Source organism: Labilibaculum euxinicum (assembly GCF_009795715.1).
GTDB classification, from domain to species: Bacteria; Bacteroidota; Bacteroidia; order Bacteroidales; family Marinifilaceae; genus Labilibaculum; species Labilibaculum euxinus.
Map to the genome: position 1 here is coordinate 32,643 of NZ_WTCR01000007.1, position 22,764 is coordinate 55,406.

Consider the following 22,764-nt stretch of genomic DNA (forward strand, 5'->3'; position numbering starts at 1 on the left):
TGTAAATTTTTCAAGTAATTAAATATATTTCTAATGATCCAAACAGTTGATATCAAAGAACTAAATGAACGTATCCAAAGAGAAAGTTCCTTTGTGGATATGATTTCTATGGAAATGAACAAAGTTATTGTTGGTCAAAAGCACCTTGTTGAAAGCTTATTGATAGGATTACTTTCGAATGGTCATATATTACTGGAAGGGGTTCCCGGACTGGCAAAAACACTTGCAATCAGCACACTTGCAACTACCATAGAAGCTGAATTTAGTCGTATTCAGTTTACTCCTGACCTGTTACCTGCCGATTTGTTGGGTACCATGATTTACAGTCAGAAAAAAGAAGAATTTGTAGTAAAAAAAGGACCTCTTTTCGCCAACTTTATTCTTGCTGATGAGATTAACCGTGCTCCGGCAAAAGTACAGGCTGCTTTATTGGAAGCCATGCAGGAGCGGCAAATCACCATTGGTGACACCACCTATAAATTAAAAGAACCGTTTTTGGTTATGGCCACTCAAAATCCGATTGAGCAGGAAGGAACTTATCCTCTGCCGGAAGCACAGGTTGACCGTTTTATGCTGAAAGTGGTGATCAATTACCCTAAAAAAGATGAAGAGCAGCTAATTATGCGTCAGAATCTTTTGAAGGTATTTCCAAAAGCAGCCCAAATCTTAAAACCGGAAGACATCAACAAGGCGCGTGACGTAGTGAAAGATGTTTATATGGATGAAAAGATTGAAAAATACATTGTAGACATCATTTTTGCAACCCGTTTCCCTGCCGATTACGGATTGGAGCAATTCAAGGATATGATCGCATTTGGCGGATCGCCCCGTGCCAGTATCAGTTTGGCATCAGCAGCTAAAGCTTATGCTTTTATTAAACGAAGAGGTTACGTAATTCCTGAAGATATCCGTGCAGTTTGTCATGATGTACTGCGTCACAGAATTGGATTGACTTACGAAGCTGAGGCAAATAATATTACTAGTGAGAATATTATTAGTGAAATACTGAATACCGTTGAAGTACCGTAACAATTATGAATTATGAATTACAAATTAGGTTCTCAATTTGTAATTCATAATTACCACGATTTAATTATTAATTCGTAATTATCAATTCGTAATTAGCTATGGAAACTAGTGAATTATTAAAACGCGTTAGGCAAATAGAGATCAAAACCAGAGGTCTTTCCCGAAATATTTTTGCCGGCGAGTATCATTCTGCGTTCAAAGGACGAGGTATGACCTTCAGTGAAGTTCGGGAATACCAATATGGTGATGACATCAGAAATATTGACTGGAATGTAACCGCCCGCTACAATCAACCTTACGTAAAACTTTTCGAAGAAGAGCGTGAACTGACCGTAATGCTGATGATTGATGTGAGTGGTTCCCGTGAATTTGGAACCATCTCCAAACTAAAGAAAAATCAGATTACAGAAATTGCCGCTGTGCTTGCCTTTTCGGCCATTCAAAACAACGATAAAATTGGGATGATCTTCTTTTCAGATAAAATTGAAAAGTTTATTCCGCCTAAAAAAGGTAAATCTCATATACTAAGAATCATTCGTGAACTAATCGATTTTAAACCGGAACATCGGAATACTGATATTGGCAATGCTTTACGTTACCTTACACAGGTTATTAAAAAACGCTGTACCACTTTCGTGATATCAGATTTTATTGATGAAGATTTTGAAAATGCATTAACGATTGCCAATAAAAAACATGATCTTGTAGCTCTTAAAATATTCGATAAACGCGAACAGGAAATCCCCTCAATTGGATTGATTAAAATTAAGGATGCGGAAACAGGCGAATACAGTTGGATAGACACTTCGAATAAAAAGGTAAGAGAAAACTACGCAAAATGGTGGCATGAGAAAGACAATCTGCTTACCGAAACATTTAAAAAATCTGGTGTTGATGTAGCAAATATTCGAACCGATCAGGATTATGTGAGATCGTTAATTGCCTTATTTAAACGAAGAGGACAATAATTTTAGAAGCAGACGACTATGACAAATAGAATGAACATCCCAAATAAACTGTTCGCAAAAGCACTTGTCGCATTTGCAATTGTATTGGGAGCTACTTTTTCCTCCTTCTCGTCTTTTGCTCAGGAAGAAGAAAAAGGGATTAACTACAGCGCACAACTCGATACCAATGTTATTGTTATTGGTGATCAAATAAACCTTTTACTTTCCATAGAACAGCCAAAAAGTCTTCGGGTAGAGTTTCCGGTATTTATGGACAGCATTGGTTCGGGAGTCGAGATCATAAAACAATCTCCTCAGGATACTATCCCGTTAGAAAATGGAAACATTAAAGTGAATAAAAACTTTTTGATTACGTCTTTTGATGATGGTGTTCACAAAATGAATCCTTTTGAATTCAAGATTCACGACGAAAATCTGATGAATATCATTCGAACGGATACAATGTTATTGGGCGTAAAAACCTTCGACATTGATACCAGCAAGGCTAATTTTGACATTGTTATGCCAATACATACACCAATCGCTTTTGCCGAAATTGCTCCCTGGGTATTTGGTGGATTGATTGTTGCAGCATTAATTGTTTTATTGATTTTATATTTGCGCAAGCGGAAGAAAAACCAACCTTTATTCGTTAAAGCAAAACCAGCCGAACCGGCTCATATTATTGCCTTACGTAAGTTGGATGAGATCAAAAAACAAAAGCTTTGGGAAACCGGAAAGGTGAAACAGTTTCATTCTGACCTTACAGATACAATCCGCTATTATTTGGATGAACGTTTCCAACTATCAACTCAGGAATCAACTACTGATGAGATATTAAAAGCAGTAAATGCTGTGGAGGTAAATTCAGACTGGCATGCCAAACTGAAGGACATTCTTGAACGTGCCGATTTAGCCAAATTCGCTAAATTCACCCCTCTTCAGGATGAAAATGAACTAAGTTTGAAATTTGCCTACAAAATTATTGAGACCACCATTGTTGAAGAAGCTCCTGCTAAAGAGGAAAAAGAATCTATTGCAGTGGAAGAGACAAAAAAGGAAGAAAAGTAAACTTTGAAAATACAAAGTATGAGTTCTATAGAATTTGCAAATCCTGAATATTTTTACTTGCTGATCCTTTTGATACCATTAATTGCATGGTACATCTTAAAGGACAAGAATGCTCATGCAAGTATTCAGGTGTCAACATTAAAAAGCTTTCATTCAAGTGCCAAAACCTACAAATACTACTTGCGGCATGCTTTATTTGTATTTCGGGTTTTAGCAATAGTATTTTTAGTGCTTGCTGTTGCCCGCCCGCAATCGAGCAATAGCCGAAGAGATGTAACTACGGAAGGAATTGACATCGTTATGTCGCTTGATATTTCGAGTAGTATGCTTGCCCGCGATTTTGAACCGGACAGATTGGAAGCGGCAAAGGAAGTGGCAGTGAACTTTATTTCCGGCCGCGAAGATGATAAAATTGGATTGGTAATTTTTAGCGGCGAGAGTTTCACTCAATGTCCTTTAACAACCGATCATGCTGTTTTAATCAACCTTTTCAACGACATCCAAAGTGGAATGATTGAAGATGGTACAGCAATCGGGCTTGGATTAGCAAATGCGGTGAATCGTTTAAAGGACAGCAAATCAAAATCGAAAGTTGTTATTCTCTTAACCGACGGAGTAAACAATCAGGGAGAGATTGCTCCTATTACGGCAGCAGAATTGGCAAAAACCTTTGGAATAAGAGTTTACACAATTGGTATCGGCACCATGGGAATGGCTCCCTACCCTATTCAAACGGCTTTTGGTATTAGTATGAGAAACATGCCTGTAAAAATTGACGAAGAAGTATTGCAGCAAATTGCTGATATGACAGGTGGTCAATACTTTCGGGCAACTGACAATAATAAATTAAAAGCAATTTACGAACAAATTGATAAGTTGGAGAAAAGTAAAATTGAGGTGAAACAATACATTACAAAAAGCGAGGAATACTTAATTTTTGCATTGCTTGCCGCTTTATTTTTACTTCTTGAAATTGCTTTACGTAATTCAATATTGCGGAACATTCCGTAATTGATATTAATTGAACACAGAAAATCATTGAACAATGAATCAATTTCGACTTGATCATCCGGATCTTCTATACTTATTTCTGATACTTCCAATTCTTGTAATTATATATTGGATCAGTTATTCAAGGAAAAAGAAAGCTCTTGAAGAGTTTGGTGAGATGAATATCATCTCGCAGCTAATGCCATACGCTTCCTTTACCCGACCGTTTTACAAGTTCGGTATTCTATTGCTGGCTTTAAGTTTTATCATTTTTGGTCTTGCAGGACCTCAATTTGGTTCAAAACTCCAAACCATTAAAAGAAAAGGAGTAGAAATTATCATTGCGCTGGATGTATCCAATTCGATGATGGCACAAGACATTCAACCCAATAGATTGGAACGGGCAAAACGAGCTGTTTCTAAAATGGTTGACAAACTGAATAATGATAAAATTGGCTTGGTCGTTTTTGCCGGCGAGGCATATACTCAATTACCGATAACAACAGATTATGCATCTGCAAAATTGTTCTTGTCCTCCATTAGTACTGATATTGTTCCCATACAAGGAACTGCAATTGGTGCTGCAATAAACTTAGCGGCAAAAAGTTTTACTCCCGATAGTGAGGCCAGCAAAGCTATTATTGTAATTACCGATGGTGAAAACCATGAGGATGATGCAATTTCGGCAGCAAAAGCAGCTTTTGATAAAGGAATTATAGTACATACTATTGCCATGGGATTACCGGAAGGTGCTCCAATTCCTGTAAGTCCCGGATCCCGGGATTTCAGACGGGATGAAAAGGGCAATATTGTAATATCAAAATTGGATCAGCAAATGGTTGAACAAATTGCTACTGCCGGAGGGGGAAAACCGGTGATAGCCAACAATACTACAACTGGTTTAAATGCCCTTTTTAATGAAATAAATAAAATGAACAAAACGGAACTGGAGCAGAGAGTATATGCTGCTTACGACGAAAAATTCCAATTGTTTATTGCCATAGGATTGTTGTTGCTCTTTCTGGAATTTTTAGTTCTGGAACGTAAAAACCGCCATTTAAAAGATATCAATTTGTTTAAACCATCGAAATAGAACTCAATTCTGATTATTATGAACAAATATATAGCATTATTCATCGGTCTGCTTTGCCTCTTTAGTTTAGATGCATTGGCACAAAAGGAGCGAAAATTTATTCGCAAGGGCAATGGATTGTTTGAGGGGAATGAATATGAAAACTCGGAAGTAGAATATCGAAAAGCACTTGATAAAAAAATCAATTCGTATGAAGCCGGCTTTAATTTGGGAGATGCCTTGTACAAGCAAAAGAAGTATGATGAAGCATTAAAGCAGTACCAAGCTCTAACGGCCACTGAAAAGGATCCTAAAAAACTCGGGGAAATCTACCACAACATTGGAAACACTCTTCTGATGAACCGGAAAATTGATGAAAGTATTGAGGCTTACAAAGAATCCCTTCGTAACTTTCCAAATTCGAAAGAAACCAAATACAATTTGGAATATGCAAAAAAAATGAAACAGAAAGAGGAAGAAAAGAAGAAGAAACAGGATCAAAATAAAGACCAGAACAAGAATCAGGATAAAAAAGACCAGAATAAGGATCAAAACAAAAAAGATCAAAATAAAAAGGATCAAAATAAAAAGGATCAGGATAAAAAAGATCAGGACAAGAAAGATCAGGACAAGAAAGATCAGAAAGATAAACCTGAAAATCAGGATAAAAAGAAAGGTGATCCTGAGGAACAGCAAAATAAGATATCTGAACAGGATGCCAAGCGCTTGCTAGAAGCTCTTGAAAATGATGAAAAGAAGGTTCAGGAAAAGGTACAAAAAGCCAAAGCGGTTGCTCAAAAAGCAAAAAGATCCAAAATCAAAAAGGATTGGTAATTGATATTTCCTAATTGATTAATCAGTAAATTTGCGAAAGAATTACCGGACAAATTAATTGCATTTATAACATCTGAAACACAAATATATACAGATGAAGAAAATACTTCTCTCATTAGTAACAGTCATTTTAATTGCTACATCAGTATTTGCTGATGAAATTAAATTTACTGCTTCGGCTCCAAATGTTGTGGAACTTGGCGAACAATTTCGTTTAACCTATTCCCTTAACAACAAAGGAAAAAATATTAAAATTCCAGCTCTTGATGGATTTAGGGTTCTTATGGGGCCTTCCACATCAAGCAGTATGAGTACGCAAATTATTAATGGAAAAGTTACTTCCAGCTCATCCTACTCGTACACCTATGTTCTTTTGGCCGAAAAGGAAGGAAAATTTGACATTAAGCCTGCAACAATTACTGTTGATGGTGAAACTAAAACATCAAATTCACTTACGATTGAAGTTGTTAAGGTGAATAAAACCCAGCAGGATACAGGTTCGAAACAATCACAAAACTCTGCATCAAGCCAAAAAATCACAGAAGACAATTTATTTGTTAAGGTAAAATTAGATCGGAATAATGTTTATATGGGTGAGCACGTTGTTGCAACCATTAAAGTATATACACGACTTACCATTGCTGGATTTGGCGATTCAAAATTCCCTTCGTTTGACGGTTTTTTAAGTCAGGAAGTACCAACCCCCGGACAAATTTCTTTAGAAAGAGAAAATATAAACGGAACCATTTACAATACTGGAATTATTCGGAAATTAATTCTTTTTCCACAACACACGGGGGAAATTACAATTGATCCTTTTGAATTAGAGGTGATCATTCGTCAGCGTCAGGCAAACAAACGAAGTGGTTTCTTTGATGATTTCTTTGATAATTATCAGGACATTAGAGTGCCCCGTAAAAGCAAACCTATAAAAATTAGGGTGAAAGACTTTCCATCAAATAAACCAGCAAGTTTTGACGGTGCCGTTGGAAATTTCACTTTGTCTACAACTATCGATAAAGATTCAGTGAAGGCAAATGATGCGATTACCATGCGGGTAAAAGTAGAAGGTAACGGAAATCTGAAGTTGATTAAACCTTTGGAATTTAACTTTCCTGCCGATTTTGAAGTTTACGACCCAAAAACATCGCAGAATTTAAAAAGCTCAGAAGCAGGAATGAGTGGCTCAACCACATTTGAATATTTAATTATTCCCCGGCATGCTGGTGAATATGAGATTCCGTCGGTTGACTTCAGCTTCTTCGATCCGAAAGCTAAAATATTCAGAACTCGTTCTACCAAAAAATTTACCGTTAAAGTAGCAAAGGGAGATGGAGATAATTCAGGAACTATCATTAGCTCCTTTACTAAAGAGAAGGTGAAATTTCTAGGAAAAGATATCCGCTATATTAAAACCAACGATTTCACACCTCAATTAAAAGGCGAGGTTTTCTTTGGAACCACAAATTTCTATTTGGCGTATATTATTCCCTTCTTCCTGTTTGTTTTAGCATTTGTATTCAACAGAAAACGAATAAAAGAAAATGCCGACACCGCTAAATTAAAAAACAAACGTGCCAACCGCATTGCGATGAAAAGATTAAAAATGGCTTCGGCAAGTCTAAAAGCAAAACAGAAGGATCAGTTTTACGATGAGATTCTTAAAGCAATTTGGGGATATACATCGGATAAGTTGAATTTACCTTTGGAGAATCTGAATAAAGAAAATATTAGTGAGATTTTGCTTAGCAAAGGAGTTGAATTGGAACTTAAGGATGAATTTCTAAGCATATTGGACACCTGCGAGTTTGCCAGATACTCTCCATCGGCCGGATCGTCGGAAATGGATGAGTTGTATCAGACAAGCATGGATACAATCACCAAGTTGGAGAAAAATATAAAATAGATTAATTGATTGTGTAATATCGAATTAAACATGAAACGTACATGATTAAATAATTATTAACTCATACATGAGCATGATTATTTAATCAAGGTAAGTTCCATCTGACAATTGCATAAAAATTATAAACAGATGAAAAAAGCATTACAATTTATACTCGCCATATTTATCAGCACTCAAACATGGGCTCAAGTTAACCCAATTGCTGAGGCCAATGAGATGTATAAAAAAGGAGAATACGAGAAAGCAATTCAAGCTTACGAATTTGTTTTAGATACTCATTTAGAAGCACCGGAAATTTATTTTAATCTGGGAAATGCTTACTACAAAACAGGAGAAATCTCTTCTTCCATTTTAAACTATGAGCGTGCCTTACTATTCTCTCCTAACGACAAAGATATTCAGTACAATTTAGACTTAGCCCGTAAACATGTTTTGGATAAGTTTGATGTTTTGCCCGAAATATTTATAAAAAGATGGTTTTCTGGAATTCGAAATAGTTTTTCGGCTGATATATGGTCTTACTTTTCAATTCTATTTTTCTTACTGACGCTTACTTTTGCCTGTTTTTATCTGTACAGCAACAAATCGGGACTAAAAAAGTTGGGTTTTTTCTTCGCTTTTTTTGCCTTTGGCATTTCAATCATGACTTATTCTTTTGCATCAAAAAAAACAGATGAAATCAATATTCGCGAGCATGCAATTATTGTTAGCCCTAGTGTTACTATTAAAGGTTCTCCGGATAAAAGCGGTACCGAATTGTTCTTACTGCACGAAGGCACAAAAGTTAAAGTGATTGGTGAACTGCAGGATTGGCGAAACATTCTTCTTAGCGATGGCAATGAAGGTTGGCTGAAAAAAGAAGACATTGAAATGATATAATTAACTCAATAACGTAAAAGGATTTCGGCTTCGAAATCCTTTTTATTCATACAACAAGCTTATTAAACAGCAATATGAAATACAGCATACAAAACGAATTCTTCCAAATTGAGGTTCTTGAAAAAGGAGCTGAACTTTGCAGTATTAAATCGAGACTTACCAATCAGGAATTTATATGGCAAGCCGATCCTGAAATTTGGGGAAGCCATGCTCCCAACCTATTCCCGGTAATTGGCTGTTTAAAAGATGATGGATTTATTCATGAAGGCAAAGAATATGCAATGCCCAAACATGGATTTATTCGCAACAATAAAGATATTCAATTGCACAGCAAATCAGAGAATGAGCTTTGTTTTGTATTAAAATCAAATGAAAACACGCGCAAACTTTATCCTTTCAAGTTTGAATTCTACATTCATTATATATTGGATGGTAAGAAATTACATGTAAAACATGATGTTGTAAACACAGGCTCGAAGGATATGCTTTTCTGTCTGGGAGGACATCCCGCTTTTGCATGTCCGTTAAAGGAAGGTGAAAAGTACTCCGATTATTATCTGGAATTTGAGCAAAAAGAAACTGCACACACCTGGATGATTGTTGACAATGGACTTATTGGCCAGGAAGGAAAATTGATTTTAGATGAAAATGATCGAATTGAACTTGCACCAGATCTTTTCGCAAAGGATGCTCTGATTTTTAAAAATCTAAAATCCTCCTTTGTGAAATTAAGGAGTAAGAATTCAAATTTCTCCTTAAAAGTCAGCCTTGATGATTTCCCATATCTTGGACTTTGGGCCAAACCAAATGCACCCTATGTTTGCATTGAACCATGGATTGGAATCGCTGACAGCTATGATTCGAGCCGGGAATTTTCTGAAAAAGAAATCATTCAATCTCTTGATTCGGGCCAAACATTTAGTGCTGCATATTCGATAGAAATCACAGAATAAAACAGAAGAGCCCAAAGGCTCTTTTTTTATCTCCAATCAAAATTAAAGACAAACACATCTTTTTTTTGCTTTTCAGAAGCAATTCTTCATCCGAAAAGTTAAATTTGTAATAAGCTTTAAATTTTCTGCTGCAACCACAGTAAAAACGAGCAAGTTAATTTGAATAAAAAGCTGATAATTATTTAATCAATTTTTCGAGAATGCATATTGAAACTTTACTTGCTCATTTGGCTGAGGAAGGTGGCGTATACGATCCATATGGAGCGTCGCACCTGCCCATTTATCAAACAGCTACCTTTGATCTGAAAAAACAATCGGGATCTAAAATATACGATTATACCCGCTCCGATAACCCAACCAGAGATGCTTTGGAAACGGTTTTTGCCAAGGCTGAAAATGGTGCATCTTGTTCGTGCACTCATACCGGAATTGGAGCAATTGCCTTGCTTTTCGAAACTGTATTAAAAGCAAACAGTAAAATTTTGGTTGAAAAAGATTGTTATGGCGGCACTTACCGACTTTTACAAGTGTATAAAGACAAATACAATGTAGAAGTTTTCTTTGCTGATTTTACTGATCTTTTGGAAATTCAAAACTTATTGGAAACCGACAACTTTGATTTAGTTCTTTGTGAATCTCCCACCAATCCGGGAATGAAAATTATTGATTTAAGAGAATTGGTAATGCTTGCCAAAAACAATGGAAGCAAATTTGCCGTTGATAACAGTCTCGCTACATTTGCATCTCAGAAACCGCTTGATTTGGGAGCTGATTTTTCTGTTTTCAGCGCTACAAAGTACATTTCAGGACATGGAAGTACTGTGGCTGGTGCATTGGTCTCTAAATGGGAGGAAGATGGCGAAAAGGTTGCCTATTTTGCCAATGCCGAAGGTCGTTCCCAAAATCCCTTTGATGTATTTTTAATTTCACTGGGAATACCTACTCTCCCCTTACGACTCAAGCATCATGAACAAAGTGCAATTCAGGTTGCTGAATATTTGGAGAAACACCCAAAAGTGAATAAGCTGGTGTATCCAGGTTCCAAAAATCATCCGCAACATGAGTTGGCAAAATCTCAAATGAAAATTTTCCCCGGCGTACTCACTGTTCACATGCAGAATGTCGAAACGGCTGAAAAATTGGTAGCAGCCACTCGCTGGTTTGGAGAAAAAGCCTCGTTCGGAACTGCTGATTCACGAATTGAAATTCCCGCTAAAATTAGTCACGCGTCCTTTTCTAAAGAGGATCTGCAAGCGATTGGAATCTTCCCATCTACGGTTCGATTGTCCATCGGACTGGAACACATCGATGATCTGCTTGAAGATTTAGAAAACGCGCTTAAATAATTTAATGGAAAAATGCATGGTTAAAACCCCATACCGAAACATAACTTGCGGAAAATCGATTCCACCGCACAATGTTCACGCTATTTCTGTTAGTCTTCCAACTATTCAGGATGTATATTCCTATGAAGAAAATAAGAATAACTGGCGGAATTGCATGGAAACAGGCTATCCCCGCTTTTTCTGTCATCCTTACGAAAAAAAGGTTATTGAATATTTTAAGGCTCATTTTTCAATTAGCGAAGAGAAACATCTCTTCCTGTTTCCATCAAAATCCTCCTGTCAACTTGTAAGTAGTTTTTTTGAACTTAATTTCAAAGAATATGAATTAAACGGAATCTTCACCATTTCTGTTGATTCGCAAAATCCTGCTCTCAAAAAAGCATGCGACTTTATTCAGCATACCGGACACAAAGTTTTTTCGAGACAATTAGAGGATTTCTTACTCAAGCTAAAACTCATAAACAATCCCCATCAAGAGGAAATGCTTTCTACTAATCCGGAACAGCACGTTAAACAAGAACTCCAAAAACAGTTCCTGCTAGATAAGAATCAAAATATTGAACTATTTTCGAGTGGAATGAATGCGATATATTCTCTTTTTGAGGGCATTAATCAAATTCAAAAGCTAAAAAAAGCCATTGTTTTTATTCAATATGGTTGGTTATACACCGATACCATAGATATTTTGAGAAAGTACAGTGAATCTTATTTGGAGCTAATCTCTGTTTATGACGAGAAAGAATTACTATTGGTAATTGAAGCTAACAAAGAGAAAATTGCCGCAGTATTTACCGAAATTCCAACCAATCCTTTTCTTCATACTCCTAATTTGCCTTTTCTATATTCGCATTTAAGCAAGCTCGATATCCCATTAATTGTGGATGGAACCATTGGAACATGCGTGAATATGAATTATCTGCCTTATTGTGATTTTGCGGTGGAAAGCCTCACAAAATTTGCATCTGGAATGGCTGATGTTATGGCTGGTTGTATTGTTCCAAATCCTAATTCGAACTGGACAAAGAACAATTTGGTTGATTTAAAACCCTACCAACAAGAATTATACAGAAGAGATTTGGAAAGAATTGCATTTCAAATTTCAGGTATGGAATCGAGAGTTAAATCCATTCGAAAAAATGCATTCGAATTGGCTCTTTTTTTCGAATCCCATCCTGCAGTAAAAACCGTTAATTGGTCGCACAATAAAAAAAACACAGCAAACTATTCGAAAATTGAGAAAGAGGAAAACAACTATGCCGGATTAATTTCTATTGAATTTAATGGCTCCATTGAAAAATTTTATAATGCTCTTGAACTTCCCAAAGGTCCAAGTCTTGGCACAGAATTCACATTGGTAATGCCTTATTTTTATTTGGCTCATTACGATTTGATTAAGACCAAAGAAGGACGAAAACTACTTGCCGAAAAGGGAATCAACTGGGAATTGGTTCGGATATCAGTCGGCACTGAGCCAATCGAAGAATTAATCAGCATTTTCGAAAAAGCCTTGAATCAAATCTAAAGAACTCCGAATCTCATTCGGAGTTCTTAATTTTAAAATCTATGAAAGAGCCGGATAGTCGGTATATCCAACTTCATTACCTCCATAAAAAGTTTCTTTATTAGCTGCATTCAATTCAGCTCCTTGTTCAAATCGTTTTTCTAAATCAGGATTGGCTAAATAGGGTACTCCGAAAGAAACCAATTCTGCTTTTTTAGAAGCAATAACTTTATGACCTGTCTCTTTCGTAAATCCTCCATTCACCATTCGAACGCCTTTGTACTGTTTTCCGTAATAATCAACCACATCCTTTATCAATTGAGGGTGATCATCAAGAGGCATCAATGGTTCAATCAAATGCAAATAAGAAAGATCATATGCATTCAATTTATCAATCACATAATTAAAAATTGATGTTGGATCCGAATCTCCCATATCATTAAACAAACCACTGGGCGAAAGACGAATACCTACCGATGAAGAATCCCAAACCTGCAGTGTTGCGTCTAAAACTTCAAACAAAAAACGAGCTCGATTCTCTACTGTTCCACCATATTTATCGGTTCGATGATTTGTTTTATCTTCTAAAAACTGATCGATTAAGTAACCATTTGCTGCATGAATTTCAACGCCGTCAAAACCTGCATCCTTCGCATGTTTCGCTGCTTTTTTATAATCTTCCACAATGGCTGCAATCTCCTCTGTTTCCAAAGCTCTGGGAGTCACAAAATCTTTTAATCCTTCATAAGTAAATGCTTGTCCTGCAGGACGAACAGCAGAAGGTGATACCGGCAATTCTCCATTGTGAAAATCGGGATGCGAAATCCGCCCAACATGCCATAGTTGAATAAATATCTTCCCGCCTTTATCATGAACAGCTTTTGTAATTTGTTTCCAACCATCAACCTGTTCTTTACTATAAATCCCAGGCGTTGCCGGATAACCCATTCCCTGAGGTGATATTTGACTCGCCTCTGATATGATTAAACCTGCTCCTGCTCTTTGTTTGTAGTACTCTGCCATCAATTTTGTCGGAATATTTCCTTCTCCGGCTCTGTTTCTGGTCATTGGAGCCATTACCATTCTATTTCCCAATTCGATTTTACCAATCGCAAAAGGAGTCAATAATGTATTTTTATTCATCTTCTTTTTCGTTATTTTTATTTAATCAAGATATAAATAAGATTCTGATTTCTAAAAAAAGAAATATTAGAGATAAGTATAAATGAATTTATAGTTGCTATTTATTATTGAGCAAGAAAACAATCAAGTTGAATTTCTATTGATCTCAAGATTGGTTTGTATCTTCGCTAAAAATTTGAAAAGAATGAAACGTCTGTGATTTAATAATTATTAACTCATACATGAGCATGATTGTTTAATCAAGATAAATTCCTTCTGACATCTTTAAACAATTTCAGACACATGAAACAAATAGAACTATTAGCTCCAGCCAAAAATCTGGAAACAGGAATGGCTGCCATTAATTACGGAGCTGATGCTATATATATTGGTGCACCTAAATTTGGTGCCCGATCAGCCGCAGGAAATACTCTCGAAGATATTGGGGAGTTGATTAAATATGCTCATAAATACTGGGCGAAAGTATTCATCACGATGAATACGATTCTATATGACCATGAATTAAAAGAAGCTGAAGAGCTGATTCATCAACTTTATAAACTTGGGGCTGATGCTCTGATTGTTCAGGATATGGGAGTTCTGGAAATGAATCTTCCTCCTATCGAACTTCATGCCAGCACCCAAACTCATAATTACGATCTCGATCGGATTAAATTTTTGGAACAAGTAGGATTTAAACGAATTATTCTTGCCCGGGAGCTTTCTCTGGATCAGATTAAAGAAATAAGAAAAAACACCACGGCAGAGCTTGAATATTTTATTCACGGCGCATTATGTGTTTCACTTAGTGGGCAGTGCTATTTCTCTCATGCTGTTGGCGGACGCTCTGCAAATCGCGGAGAATGCAGTCAGGCTTGCCGGATGAAATACGATTTAGTTGACGGAGAAGGAAAAGTAATTGCGAAAGACAAGCACCTGCTCTCTTTAAAAGACCTGAATCTATCCGGTCATATGAAAGAATTGGTGGAAAGCGGCATTTGCTCTCTGAAAATTGAGGGACGTTTAAAAGACAGTTCCTATCTAAAGAATGTTACAAACTATTACAGAAAAGAATTAGATGATGTTTTTACAAAGAAAAAAGAATTTGAAAAAGCATCGTCAGGGACAGTTAAACCAAACTTTGAACCGGATTTAGAGAGAACTTTTAACCGCGGTTTCACCAACTATTTTTTTACAGGTAGAATTCCCGAAATCGCAAATTTCCACACGCCAAAATCATTAGGAAAAGAAATTGGTAAGATTGTTGACATCCGAAAAGATCATTTTATAATTGATACCAAATTTGAAATTCACAATGGTGATGGTCTTTGCTTTTTTAATCACAATAAGCTGTTAAAAGGAATTCTGGTGAATGGAGTAAAAGGGAAACAGGTTTTCCCAAATGATATGAGCATGCTGGTTAAAGGTGCTGTTTTGTATCGTAATAACGATCACGAATTTGCCAAAACGCTTAAAAGAGACAACTCTATCAGAAGAATTTCAGCGGATCTTTTTCTGGAATTTAAAGAAAATATTCTGACCTTATTTGCTGCAGATGAAGACGGCATTAGTGCTTCGGTTCAACTTAAGGAAAAGTTTGAATTGGCCCGCAATGCTGAAATGGCAATTACTAATCTTAAAAATCAATTATCAAAATCGGGAGATTCAATCTACTCGATCAATTCCATTGAAACCAACTTTACTAAAGCACCCTTTGTTCAGGCCAAAGTGCTGAATGAGCTGCGCCGACAGGTTCTTGATTCTTTAACTGAAAATCGGCTTAATGCATTTCAACAGCCCAAAACGAAAGCGCTAATCTCGCATCCCCAATATCATACAAAAAACCTGAATTATATGGGTAATGTAGTCAATTGTAAGGCCGAAGAGTTTTATCACAAGTGTGGGGTCGAAAAAATCGAAAAAGGTTTTGAACTACAATCCAATTTCAAAGGGAAAACAATCATGACCACAAAGCATTGTTTGCGTCATGAATTTGGTATGTGCAACAAGGAGGTTAGTACCGGACAAAAAACAAATCAACCATTGTATCTTGTTGATAATAAAAATCGTTACAAACTTGAATTTCAGTGCCAGCGATGCGAAATGAAAATCATTTTTGAATAGAACAAACCGAAATTCGAACCCTATTTAAGAATATTAGCTATGGTTCACTATATAGAAGAATTAATTCGTGAGGGAGAACATCAGCAACAGGATTTTAAATTCTGTATTACTGATTCCCGAAAAATTGCCAGATCATTATCTGCTTTTGCCAATACCGATGGTGGGAAATTACTTATTGGTGTAAAAGACAATGGGAAAATTGCCGGAGCAAAAGTAGAAGAAGAATTCCACATGATAAAAGCTGCGGCTGATATGTACAGTCGTCCTAAAATTGCTTTCGAGAGCAAAGTCTGGCAAATAAGCGGTAAAAATGTTTTGGAAATCACTGTACCACCTTCCAAAAAAATGCCTCATTATGCCGAAAATGAAAAAGGAAAATGGTTGGCGTACCTACGAAAAGACGATGAAAATATTCTGGCAAACAAAGTTCTTCTTGAAGTTTGGAAACGAAAGTCAAAACCAATCGGCACCTATTTAAAATACACCGAAACAGAAGCCGTTTTAATGGAATACCTTAATCGTAATCAAGAGATTAGTCTCAATCAATATTGCAGAATTGCAAAAATTAGTCGCTACAAGGCAGAACGGATATTAGTGAAACTAATTTGCTGGAATGTTATTGAATTAAACTTTTATGCAGGAGGTACCAAATACCTCATAAAACGAGAAAAAATTTCAAGAATATAAAACACGTCAGTCAAAGACTATTTAGTTCCATCGACTTGATTATGTGTGGATTTGTACAATTAGAACATAAAAAAAAAGCACAAAAAAACCGCACTAATTAATAGGATTTTAAACTCCTAAATGACAGGATTTGAGTGCCAGCCTGATCAAGTATCCCCTGTGCCGAAACAACCCGAAGGTTGGGGCCCGCTTTAGCAAGCATGTAGCTTTCTCGGTATCTTATAAATGTTGAGTTTAACAATCGATAATTAATGCGGTATGCTATTATCTTATTTCCAAAGAACGTTCTCTTATTACTTGCAAGCTAATGAAGAATCTCTGCTTTTGCAAGGCTTACGGTGTATTTTTTATACAAAATTAAACAAATTCACATTTCCAATTACTCAATGCACAAGTTATTAAAACGTTATACAGTCAAGACCACCTGCTTAAATCACGAAATTTGGATCAATCAGCAATATTTGTATTTTTGCCAAAAAAATGACTTTGTCGGTGGCACCCTATATCAATATTCATACACATAACTTTAGTTCTCAGTCCAATGTTCGTTCTATTCGATCAATTCAGCCGGAAGAACAACTGTTGGATAGTCAAACTATGTATTATTCTGTAGGAATTCATCCATGGACAATTAAGTCCGTAAACATTCCTTCGGCATTGAATAAAATGAGAAATAGGGCTTCATACAAGTCAGTTTTAGCCATAGGAGAAATAGGGCTCGATCGAATCATCGAAACTCCTCTTTCCATTCAGAAAGAAATATTTTTGAAACAATTGCAGATAGCCGATCAGTTTAATAAGCCTGTAATTATCCATTGCGTAAAATGTTATTCAGAAATAATCAGCATTCGTAAAAAAACAAATACTAAGCTGCCATGGATTATTCATGGATTTGTTAAGAACTTGCAAATTGCCGAAGATTTAATAGAATTGGGATGTTACATTTCATTTGGAAAGGCTTTACTGATTAATAAGAATTTACAACACATTTTCAAAACACTTCCTGTAAAAAAAATATTTCTCGAAACGGATGACAGTGATACAGATATTGAAGAAATATACAAAAAGGCAGCTACTATAAAAGATCTTAAAATAGAGGATCTACAAAAAGAATTACTATCAAATTTTACGACCTGTTTTAATAAATGATGAATACAGAATGGCTAAGCAGAACAGAACTGCTTCTGGGGAATGATAAATTGGACAAACTAAAAAATGCACATGTTCTTGTTGTTGGACTAGGTGGTGTTGGAGCTTACGCGGCAGAACAAATATGTCGTGCCGGTGTTGGAGAAATGACCATTGTTGATGGCGACGATATTGAAATTACAAATATCAATCGTCAACTCCCCGCAAGTATCAGCAATCTGGGAAAAGATAAGGCAAAAGTAATGGGCGAACGTCTTTTGGATATCAATCCTAATTTAAAGCTCAACATCCTTAACGAATACCTTCGCGACGAGAGAATAATTGAAGTTTTACGAGAAAAAAAGTACGACTATGTTTTAGATGCAATAGATACCTTAGCTCCAAAAATCTTTCTCATCTACCATAGCTTACAAAACAATCTGAAAATTGTGAGTGCAATGGGTGCAGGAGGTAAAATGGATCCAACGAAAATTCAGATTACTGATATATCAAAATCATATAACTGCAAATTGGCTAGAATGCTTCGTAAAAAACTTCACCAATTAGGAGTGCACGAAGGCGTACAGGTCGTTTTTTCTCCGGAAGATGTATCTAAAAATGCAGTAATACTCGCTGAAAGCAAAAATAAAAAATCAAATGTTGGTACTATTTCATATATGCCTCCTCTATTCGGGTGCTTCTGCTCTTCGGTAGTAATAAATGGATTGCTATCAGATTAATTATTTTTACAGCACAGAAAGCAACATTCCATGTTATTCTTTATAATATTTAGTACATTGACAAGAACTTACACATCATTATTTTCTAAATTAACTGATATGATCTACTACGATATTCTTCCTTCTCCCGTGGGTAATTTGTTGCTTGTAGCAGATGACAGTGGTTTAAAACAGATTCAGTTTGATGAAGGGAATCAATCAAATGGAATAAAACCAAATTGGATTAAAGATTCCAATAAATTGAAAACGGTTGCCGATCAGTTAATTTCCTACTTTGCCAATGAGCGAACCACATTTGATGTGAAACTCTCACCTGACGGAACCGCTTTTCAAAAACAAATATGGAATCAACTTCTGAAGATTCCATATGGGAAAACATGTTCTTATCTGGATATTGCCTTAGCTATAAATAAACCTTCTGCGTGCAGAGCAATCGGAATGGCTAATTCTAAAAACCCAATTCCTATAATAATTCCTTGTCATCGGGTTATCGGAAAAAACGGGAAACTTACCGGTTATGCCGGAGGACTATCCAATAAGGCTAAACTGCTGGAAATAGAAAACATTGATCTTACGCCCTCGAAAGATCAATATCTGCTGTTTTAAATGCTGTTTACCCTTTATCTATCAAGCTTTTCTATCTTATTCATGTTTTATGCGTTTTTCCTGAATAAGAAATATAAATACCCAAAATAGCTTTGATATCATTGACAAATAGGCTAACTTGCGCAAGGCAATTTTATAGCTAAATGCTATTGATTTAGCTTGTGAAATTTGCCAAAAAAATCATAAAATCAATATCCAATTACATGAGTAAAATTTTAGGACATAGTTTCCATATCCCAGTTATGGGAACCGGATATACGGTGGACACTCCTGTAAAAGTGGCTCATTTAGGAATTTCATCTGTTGTTTCAATTGTTGATGATATTCTACTTGAGAAAATGAGAGAATTGTATTGCAATAAACTCAGCTTGCCATTTTTACCAATTTCGGAGAAAACTAAAGATTTTCGTGCAGAAAGAATCACCTCTTACCTCAATTTAATAGATAAGATCGTAAAAGATAAATTTGAGAATCTAAAAGCATCCGTACAAGAAAAGAAAGAAAATCTAGAGGAATATCTTGATTTACTTCCTGATTTTTCAGAAGTAAAAAAAGAATTTAAAGAAAAATTTGAAGGCAATTCTTACGTAAAAGAAGCGAAAGAATGGTTGGTGAAAAACCTTCCTCTTGGTTCTATTGATGTAAACATCATGACCAAGCTAGACAAAGACAACTTTTATGAAGGTGAGCAATTACCTGCAGAATATAACGATGCACATGCAGCTCTTCGTGGATTTGCCATGAGTAACCTGGAGAGCTCCATGGTTTTATCTGCCGGAATGAACCCACGCTTATATGGTTATTTAGAGCAATTTGAAGACTTTTATCCGGATGAAAACGGCTATATAAAGAAGAAAATTGTTCTGAAAGTCAGTGATTACCGCTCTGCCTTAATACAAGGTAAATTCCTTGCAAAAAAAGGAATCTGGATTTCGGAGTTCCGAATTGAATCCGGTTTGAATTGCGGCGGTCATGCTTTTGCAACCGAAGGCTTTTTAATGGGTCCGATTCTTGAAGAATTCAAGAATAACAGAGAGGAGCTAAGAGTAACTCTTAGCGAGATTTTATTTCAAGCTCTAAAGGGAAAAGAAAGAGTCTGCCCAAAATCAAATTTAGACATAAGAATCACCGCTCAAGGTGGAGTTGGTACAGCTGAAGAACAAGAGTTTCTGATGAACCATTACAATCTTGATTCTATTGGCTGGGGAACTCCCTTTCTTTTGGTTCCTGAAGCCTGCGACGTTGATGAAAATACCTTGCACCTACTTGAGGAAGCTCAGGAAAAGGATTTAAAGCTTAGTCATGCTTCTCCTTTAGGTGTTCGTTACAACAACCTTGTTGCAAACACCAGAGACAGAGATGTTCTTAAGAAATTTGCAGAAAACAAGCCAGGAAGCGCATGTACAAAAAAATACATGTTAGCCAATACTGAGTTTACTGAAAAACCAATTTGTACCGCGTCAGTTCAATACCAAAAGTTAAAACTGGCTGATTTAAAAGAGAAAAATCTTTCGGAAAAAGAATATGAAAAAGAAGTTAGTTTACTTCTAGAAAAAACATGTTTGTGTAAAGGTTTGTCGGCATCTTCTTTTTTGGTAAATCATATCGATACAAAAGCAGATGGTGATGGAGTATCGATTTGCCCTGGGCCAAATCTGGCATATTTTTCGAAAAAGGCTAAATTGAAGGAAATGGTTGATCACATTTACAATCGAACAAATTTGATTGTTAGAACAGACCGGCCTCACATGTTCATAAAAGAAATGAGTCTGTATATTGACTATTTAAAAGAACAAATTGATGAGCTTCATAATCCTGTAACGAAACAACTTAAATCTCTTGAAAAGTACAAAAACAATCTTTTAAACGGGGTTGACTACTATAAAAATTTATCGAATAATATAACCGGTAAATTTAAAAATATGAAAAACCAGGTTGGTAAAGATCTGGAGAAATTAGAACTCGAAATTCGGGGGTTGCTTATTTCCTCTGAAAAATAATCAACATGTAAAGCCAATCGATATTCGATTGGCTTTTCTCTTCCTATTCTACCCGCCATCAATTCATTACGTAATACAGGTAATTAAAATGGCGTAAATCACCCATTTTTTTTGAGTATTTCCATCCTTCACATTGGGTAAAACCAATGATTTTTCTCTCTTAAAAAACATCCATATTTGTAAGGTGAAAGGGATATCACAATAAGGTTACTGACCAAATTGTGAAATGAGACGGATTAGCAGCATGTGCTTCTGCTGCGAGGATACTTTAAATCCTGCATTGGTTTAGGTTAGGGTTAGAATTGTGTAGCAGGATTTAAAGTGATTCTCTTTTCTTTCAAAATTAAGTTAGAATTCATTGGAACGTTTTCCATATTGTTAGTTTTTGCGCAAAACTGTATAAAAGTCTTCACCAACTTTTATGCAGTTTTTTTTTGCTGTAAAAAAAGCTGATTTCCTTTCAGAAATCAGCTCAGTCTTATTATATCACAAATTGTTTTTACTCTTCAGCTTCCACCATTTTCTTAATACCCGCAATTTTCTCCAGCATATCAGTTGTGATTGATTTTGGTCTTTCCAAAGGATAGCCTAATGCCCTATCCCAAATCACATTAGCACAAATACCAATTGAACGGCCAATCCCGAACAGAACGGTATAAAAATCATATTCCGTAACTCCGTAATGCCACTGAATTACACCAGATTGTGCATCAACGTTTGGCCAGGGATTCTTCGCCTTTCCATGCTCTTTAAGAATCTCAGGCACTACTTGATACAGCATATCCGCATATTTAAAAATAGGATCCTCAGGCAGATGCTTCAAACTAAATTCGCGCTGAAGCATATATCTTGGATCAGTCTTACGCAATACAGCATGACCAAAACCTGGAATCACCTGACCCGAGTTTAATGTATCCCATACGAACTGGGTCATCTCCTCTTTAGTAGGAATCCGATTGTCCATTTTATCCATTACCTCTTGCAGCCATCTTAAAACTTCCTGATTGGCAAGACCATGCAATGGGCCGGCCAAACCATTAATCATTGCAGACGTAGAAAGATAAATGTCTGATAATGAACTGGCTACCAAGTGACCTGTATGCGCACTCACATTACCACTTTCATGATCACTATGAATGATGAAATGCAAACGGGACACATCGTCATAAGGCTTTGCAACGCCCATCATGTGAGCAAAATTAGCACCCATATCCAAATTAGGATTGGATTGAATTCTTGGTCCCTGACGATACAATTTATTATAAATGTAAGAAGCTATCTCGGGAAGTTTAGCAAGCAAATTTAATGCATCTTCATAAGTTGCATCCCAATACTCCTTCTTATTTAATCCGGCATGGTATTGTCTGTTAAAAACAGATTCCCTGTTTAATGTAAGAATAGCCGTTGAAAAAATGGCCATTGGATGACTGCAGCATGGAAATGAATCAATTACCTCGTAAACATAGCGAGGTACAATTCTACGCTTGCTAAATTCATCAACAACCTGCATTACCTCTTCCTGATTTGGGAAATCTCCGGTAAGGAGTAAATAAAACAATCCCTCAACGTAGGGCATGTCGCCCCCTTTAGGTTTCGGTAAGCCTTTAATTACTTCATTCAATGTAAATCCTCTGTAACGTATCCCTTCATCCGGATCAAGATAAGAGATATCTGTAACCAAAGATTTCAGTCCCCTCATTCCTCCAATTATCTGGGATATTGTAACCTGATCAACAACTACATCCCCGTATTCTTCCAATAATCTTTTTGTTCTAGGTCTATGTTCCTTAATTTTTTTGAACAAAGTTTGTTTTAGTGTTTTTTTCATA

At 36.2% G+C, this 22,764-nt stretch carries 19 protein-coding genes; 17 read left to right on the forward strand and 2 right to left on the reverse strand.

Annotation, left to right across the window (positions count from 1 at the left end; genetic code table 11):
• Nucleotides 1-33: 33 nt before the first annotated feature.
• The 11 genes from GQR60_RS10640 to GQR60_RS10690 all read left to right on the forward strand — a co-directional run bounded on the left by GQR60_RS10640 (nucleotide 34) and on the right by GQR60_RS10690 (nucleotide 12,549).
• The gene (locus GQR60_RS10640; protein WP_101308440.1) at nucleotides 34-1,029 is read left to right on the forward strand and encodes an AAA family ATPase; all 996 of its coding nucleotides are present in this window, start codon (nucleotides 34-36) and stop codon (nucleotides 1,027-1,029) included.
• Nucleotides 1,030-1,127: 98 nt separating this feature from the next.
• Nucleotides 1,128-1,997, forward strand: coding sequence for a DUF58 domain-containing protein (locus GQR60_RS10645; protein WP_124992904.1), 870 nt, complete (start codon nucleotides 1,128-1,130; stop codon nucleotides 1,995-1,997).
• A gap of 18 nt (nucleotides 1,998-2,015) precedes the next feature.
• The gene (locus tag GQR60_RS10650; RefSeq protein ID WP_124992905.1) at nucleotides 2,016-3,047 is read left to right on the forward strand and encodes a hypothetical protein; all 1,032 of its coding nucleotides are present in this window, start codon (nucleotides 2,016-2,018) and stop codon (nucleotides 3,045-3,047) included.
• An 18-nt stretch (nucleotides 3,048-3,065) separates the two neighbouring features.
• Nucleotides 3,066-4,058: a vWA domain-containing protein gene (locus tag GQR60_RS10655; RefSeq protein WP_156196494.1), complete on the forward strand. Its 993-nt coding sequence runs from the start codon at nucleotides 3,066-3,068 to the stop codon at nucleotides 4,056-4,058.
• 34 nt (nucleotides 4,059-4,092) lie between these two features.
• On the forward strand, nucleotides 4,093-5,130 hold the full coding sequence (locus GQR60_RS10660) for a vWA domain-containing protein (RefSeq protein ID WP_124992906.1): 1,038 nt from the start codon (nucleotides 4,093-4,095) through the stop codon (nucleotides 5,128-5,130).
• Between the two features lie 18 nt (nucleotides 5,131-5,148).
• Nucleotides 5,149-5,943: a tetratricopeptide repeat protein gene (locus GQR60_RS10665; protein ID WP_124992907.1), complete on the forward strand. Its 795-nt coding sequence runs from the start codon at nucleotides 5,149-5,151 to the stop codon at nucleotides 5,941-5,943.
• Nucleotides 5,944-6,037: 94 nt separating this feature from the next.
• On the forward strand, nucleotides 6,038-7,849 hold the full coding sequence (locus GQR60_RS10670; protein WP_124992908.1) for a BatD family protein: 1,812 nt from the start codon (nucleotides 6,038-6,040) through the stop codon (nucleotides 7,847-7,849).
• A gap of 129 nt (nucleotides 7,850-7,978) precedes the next feature.
• Nucleotides 7,979-8,728 (forward strand): tetratricopeptide repeat protein, encoded by a 750-nt coding sequence (locus tag GQR60_RS10675; RefSeq protein ID WP_124992909.1) that lies wholly within the window; start codon nucleotides 7,979-7,981, stop codon nucleotides 8,726-8,728.
• A gap of 74 nt (nucleotides 8,729-8,802) precedes the next feature.
• Nucleotides 8,803-9,681, forward strand: coding sequence for an aldose 1-epimerase family protein (locus GQR60_RS10680; RefSeq protein WP_124992910.1), 879 nt, complete (start codon nucleotides 8,803-8,805; stop codon nucleotides 9,679-9,681).
• 200 nt (nucleotides 9,682-9,881) lie between these two features.
• Complete coding sequence (locus GQR60_RS10685; RefSeq protein WP_124992911.1) at nucleotides 9,882-11,027, forward strand: trans-sulfuration enzyme family protein; 1,146 nt, start codon at nucleotides 9,882-9,884, stop codon at nucleotides 11,025-11,027.
• Nucleotides 11,028-11,043: 16 nt separating this feature from the next.
• Entirely contained in the window at nucleotides 11,044-12,549 is a 1,506-nt protein-coding gene (locus GQR60_RS10690; protein ID WP_160463460.1) for a PLP-dependent transferase, read from the forward strand.
• 39 nt (nucleotides 12,550-12,588) lie between these two features.
• On the opposite strand, the gene GQR60_RS10695 is transcribed toward GQR60_RS10690, so the two are convergent.
• On the reverse strand, nucleotides 12,589-13,671 hold the full coding sequence (locus GQR60_RS10695) for an alkene reductase (RefSeq protein WP_124992913.1): 1,083 nt from the start codon (nucleotides 13,669-13,671) through the stop codon (nucleotides 12,589-12,591).
• Nucleotides 13,672-13,953: 282 nt separating this feature from the next.
• Between GQR60_RS10695 and GQR60_RS10700 the strand changes: the two genes are divergently transcribed.
• The 6 genes from GQR60_RS10700 (at nucleotide 13,954) to GQR60_RS10725 (ending at nucleotide 20,935) form a co-directional block, all read left to right on the forward strand.
• On the forward strand, nucleotides 13,954-15,774 hold the full coding sequence (locus tag GQR60_RS10700; RefSeq protein WP_124992914.1) for a peptidase U32 family protein: 1,821 nt from the start codon (nucleotides 13,954-13,956) through the stop codon (nucleotides 15,772-15,774).
• 39 nt (nucleotides 15,775-15,813) lie between these two features.
• On the forward strand, nucleotides 15,814-16,461 hold the full coding sequence (locus GQR60_RS10705) for an AlbA family DNA-binding domain-containing protein (protein WP_124992915.1): 648 nt from the start codon (nucleotides 15,814-15,816) through the stop codon (nucleotides 16,459-16,461).
• A gap of 480 nt (nucleotides 16,462-16,941) precedes the next feature.
• Entirely contained in the window at nucleotides 16,942-17,610 is a 669-nt protein-coding gene (locus tag GQR60_RS10710) for a TatD family hydrolase (protein ID WP_124992916.1), read from the forward strand.
• Nucleotides 17,607-18,329: a tRNA threonylcarbamoyladenosine dehydratase gene (locus GQR60_RS10715; RefSeq protein WP_197092871.1), complete on the forward strand. Its 723-nt coding sequence runs from the start codon at nucleotides 17,607-17,609 to the stop codon at nucleotides 18,327-18,329. Before GQR60_RS10710 ends, GQR60_RS10715 begins: the two co-directional genes overlap by 4 nt.
• A gap of 99 nt (nucleotides 18,330-18,428) precedes the next feature.
• Complete coding sequence (locus GQR60_RS10720) at nucleotides 18,429-18,935, forward strand: methylated-DNA--[protein]-cysteine S-methyltransferase (RefSeq protein WP_124992917.1); 507 nt, start codon at nucleotides 18,429-18,431, stop codon at nucleotides 18,933-18,935.
• Between the two features lie 203 nt (nucleotides 18,936-19,138).
• The gene (locus GQR60_RS10725; protein ID WP_124992918.1) at nucleotides 19,139-20,935 is read left to right on the forward strand and encodes a hypothetical protein; all 1,797 of its coding nucleotides are present in this window, start codon (nucleotides 19,139-19,141) and stop codon (nucleotides 20,933-20,935) included.
• 499 nt (nucleotides 20,936-21,434) lie between these two features.
• Here the strand turns inward: GQR60_RS10725 and GQR60_RS10730 are convergent, their stop codons facing one another.
• Nucleotides 21,435-22,763, reverse strand: a complete 1,329-nt coding sequence (locus GQR60_RS10730) for a citrate (Si)-synthase (protein ID WP_124992919.1) — start codon at nucleotides 22,761-22,763, stop codon at nucleotides 21,435-21,437.
• Nucleotide 22,764 lies beyond the last annotated feature (1 nt).

Coding starts and splice junctions, on each gene's coding strand:
- GQR60_RS10710 (WP_124992916.1), top strand. CDS start 16,942: ATGACTTTGTCGGTGGCACCCTATATCAATATTCATACACATAACTTT.
- GQR60_RS10640 (WP_101308440.1), top strand. CDS start 34: ATGATCCAAACAGTTGATATCAAAGAACTAAATGAACGTATCCAAAGA.
- GQR60_RS10720 (WP_124992917.1), top strand. CDS start 18,429: ATGATCTACTACGATATTCTTCCTTCTCCCGTGGGTAATTTGTTGCTT.
- GQR60_RS10675 (WP_124992909.1), top strand. CDS start 7,979: ATGAAAAAAGCATTACAATTTATACTCGCCATATTTATCAGCACTCAA.
- GQR60_RS10660 (WP_124992906.1), top strand. CDS start 4,093: ATGAATCAATTTCGACTTGATCATCCGGATCTTCTATACTTATTTCTG.
- GQR60_RS10690 (WP_160463460.1), top strand. CDS start 11,044: ATGGTTAAAACCCCATACCGAAACATAACTTGCGGAAAATCGATTCCA.
- GQR60_RS10645 (WP_124992904.1), top strand. CDS start 1,128: ATGGAAACTAGTGAATTATTAAAACGCGTTAGGCAAATAGAGATCAAA.
- GQR60_RS10695 (WP_124992913.1), bottom strand. CDS start 13,671: ATGAATAAAAATACATTATTGACTCCTTTTGCGATTGGTAAAATCGAA.
- GQR60_RS10670 (WP_124992908.1), top strand. CDS start 6,038: ATGAAGAAAATACTTCTCTCATTAGTAACAGTCATTTTAATTGCTACA.
- GQR60_RS10655 (WP_156196494.1), top strand. CDS start 3,066: ATGAGTTCTATAGAATTTGCAAATCCTGAATATTTTTACTTGCTGATC.
- GQR60_RS10705 (WP_124992915.1), top strand. CDS start 15,814: ATGGTTCACTATATAGAAGAATTAATTCGTGAGGGAGAACATCAGCAA.
- GQR60_RS10665 (WP_124992907.1), top strand. CDS start 5,149: ATGAACAAATATATAGCATTATTCATCGGTCTGCTTTGCCTCTTTAGT.
- GQR60_RS10715 (WP_197092871.1), top strand. CDS start 17,607: ATGATGAATACAGAATGGCTAAGCAGAACAGAACTGCTTCTGGGGAAT.
- GQR60_RS10725 (WP_124992918.1), top strand. CDS start 19,139: ATGAGTAAAATTTTAGGACATAGTTTCCATATCCCAGTTATGGGAACC.
- GQR60_RS10680 (WP_124992910.1), top strand. CDS start 8,803: ATGAAATACAGCATACAAAACGAATTCTTCCAAATTGAGGTTCTTGAA.
- GQR60_RS10685 (WP_124992911.1), top strand. CDS start 9,882: ATGCATATTGAAACTTTACTTGCTCATTTGGCTGAGGAAGGTGGCGTA.
- GQR60_RS10730 (WP_124992919.1), bottom strand. CDS start 22,763: ATGAAAAAAACACTAAAACAAACTTTGTTCAAAAAAATTAAGGAACAT.
- GQR60_RS10700 (WP_124992914.1), top strand. CDS start 13,954: ATGAAACAAATAGAACTATTAGCTCCAGCCAAAAATCTGGAAACAGGA.
- GQR60_RS10650 (WP_124992905.1), top strand. CDS start 2,016: ATGACAAATAGAATGAACATCCCAAATAAACTGTTCGCAAAAGCACTT.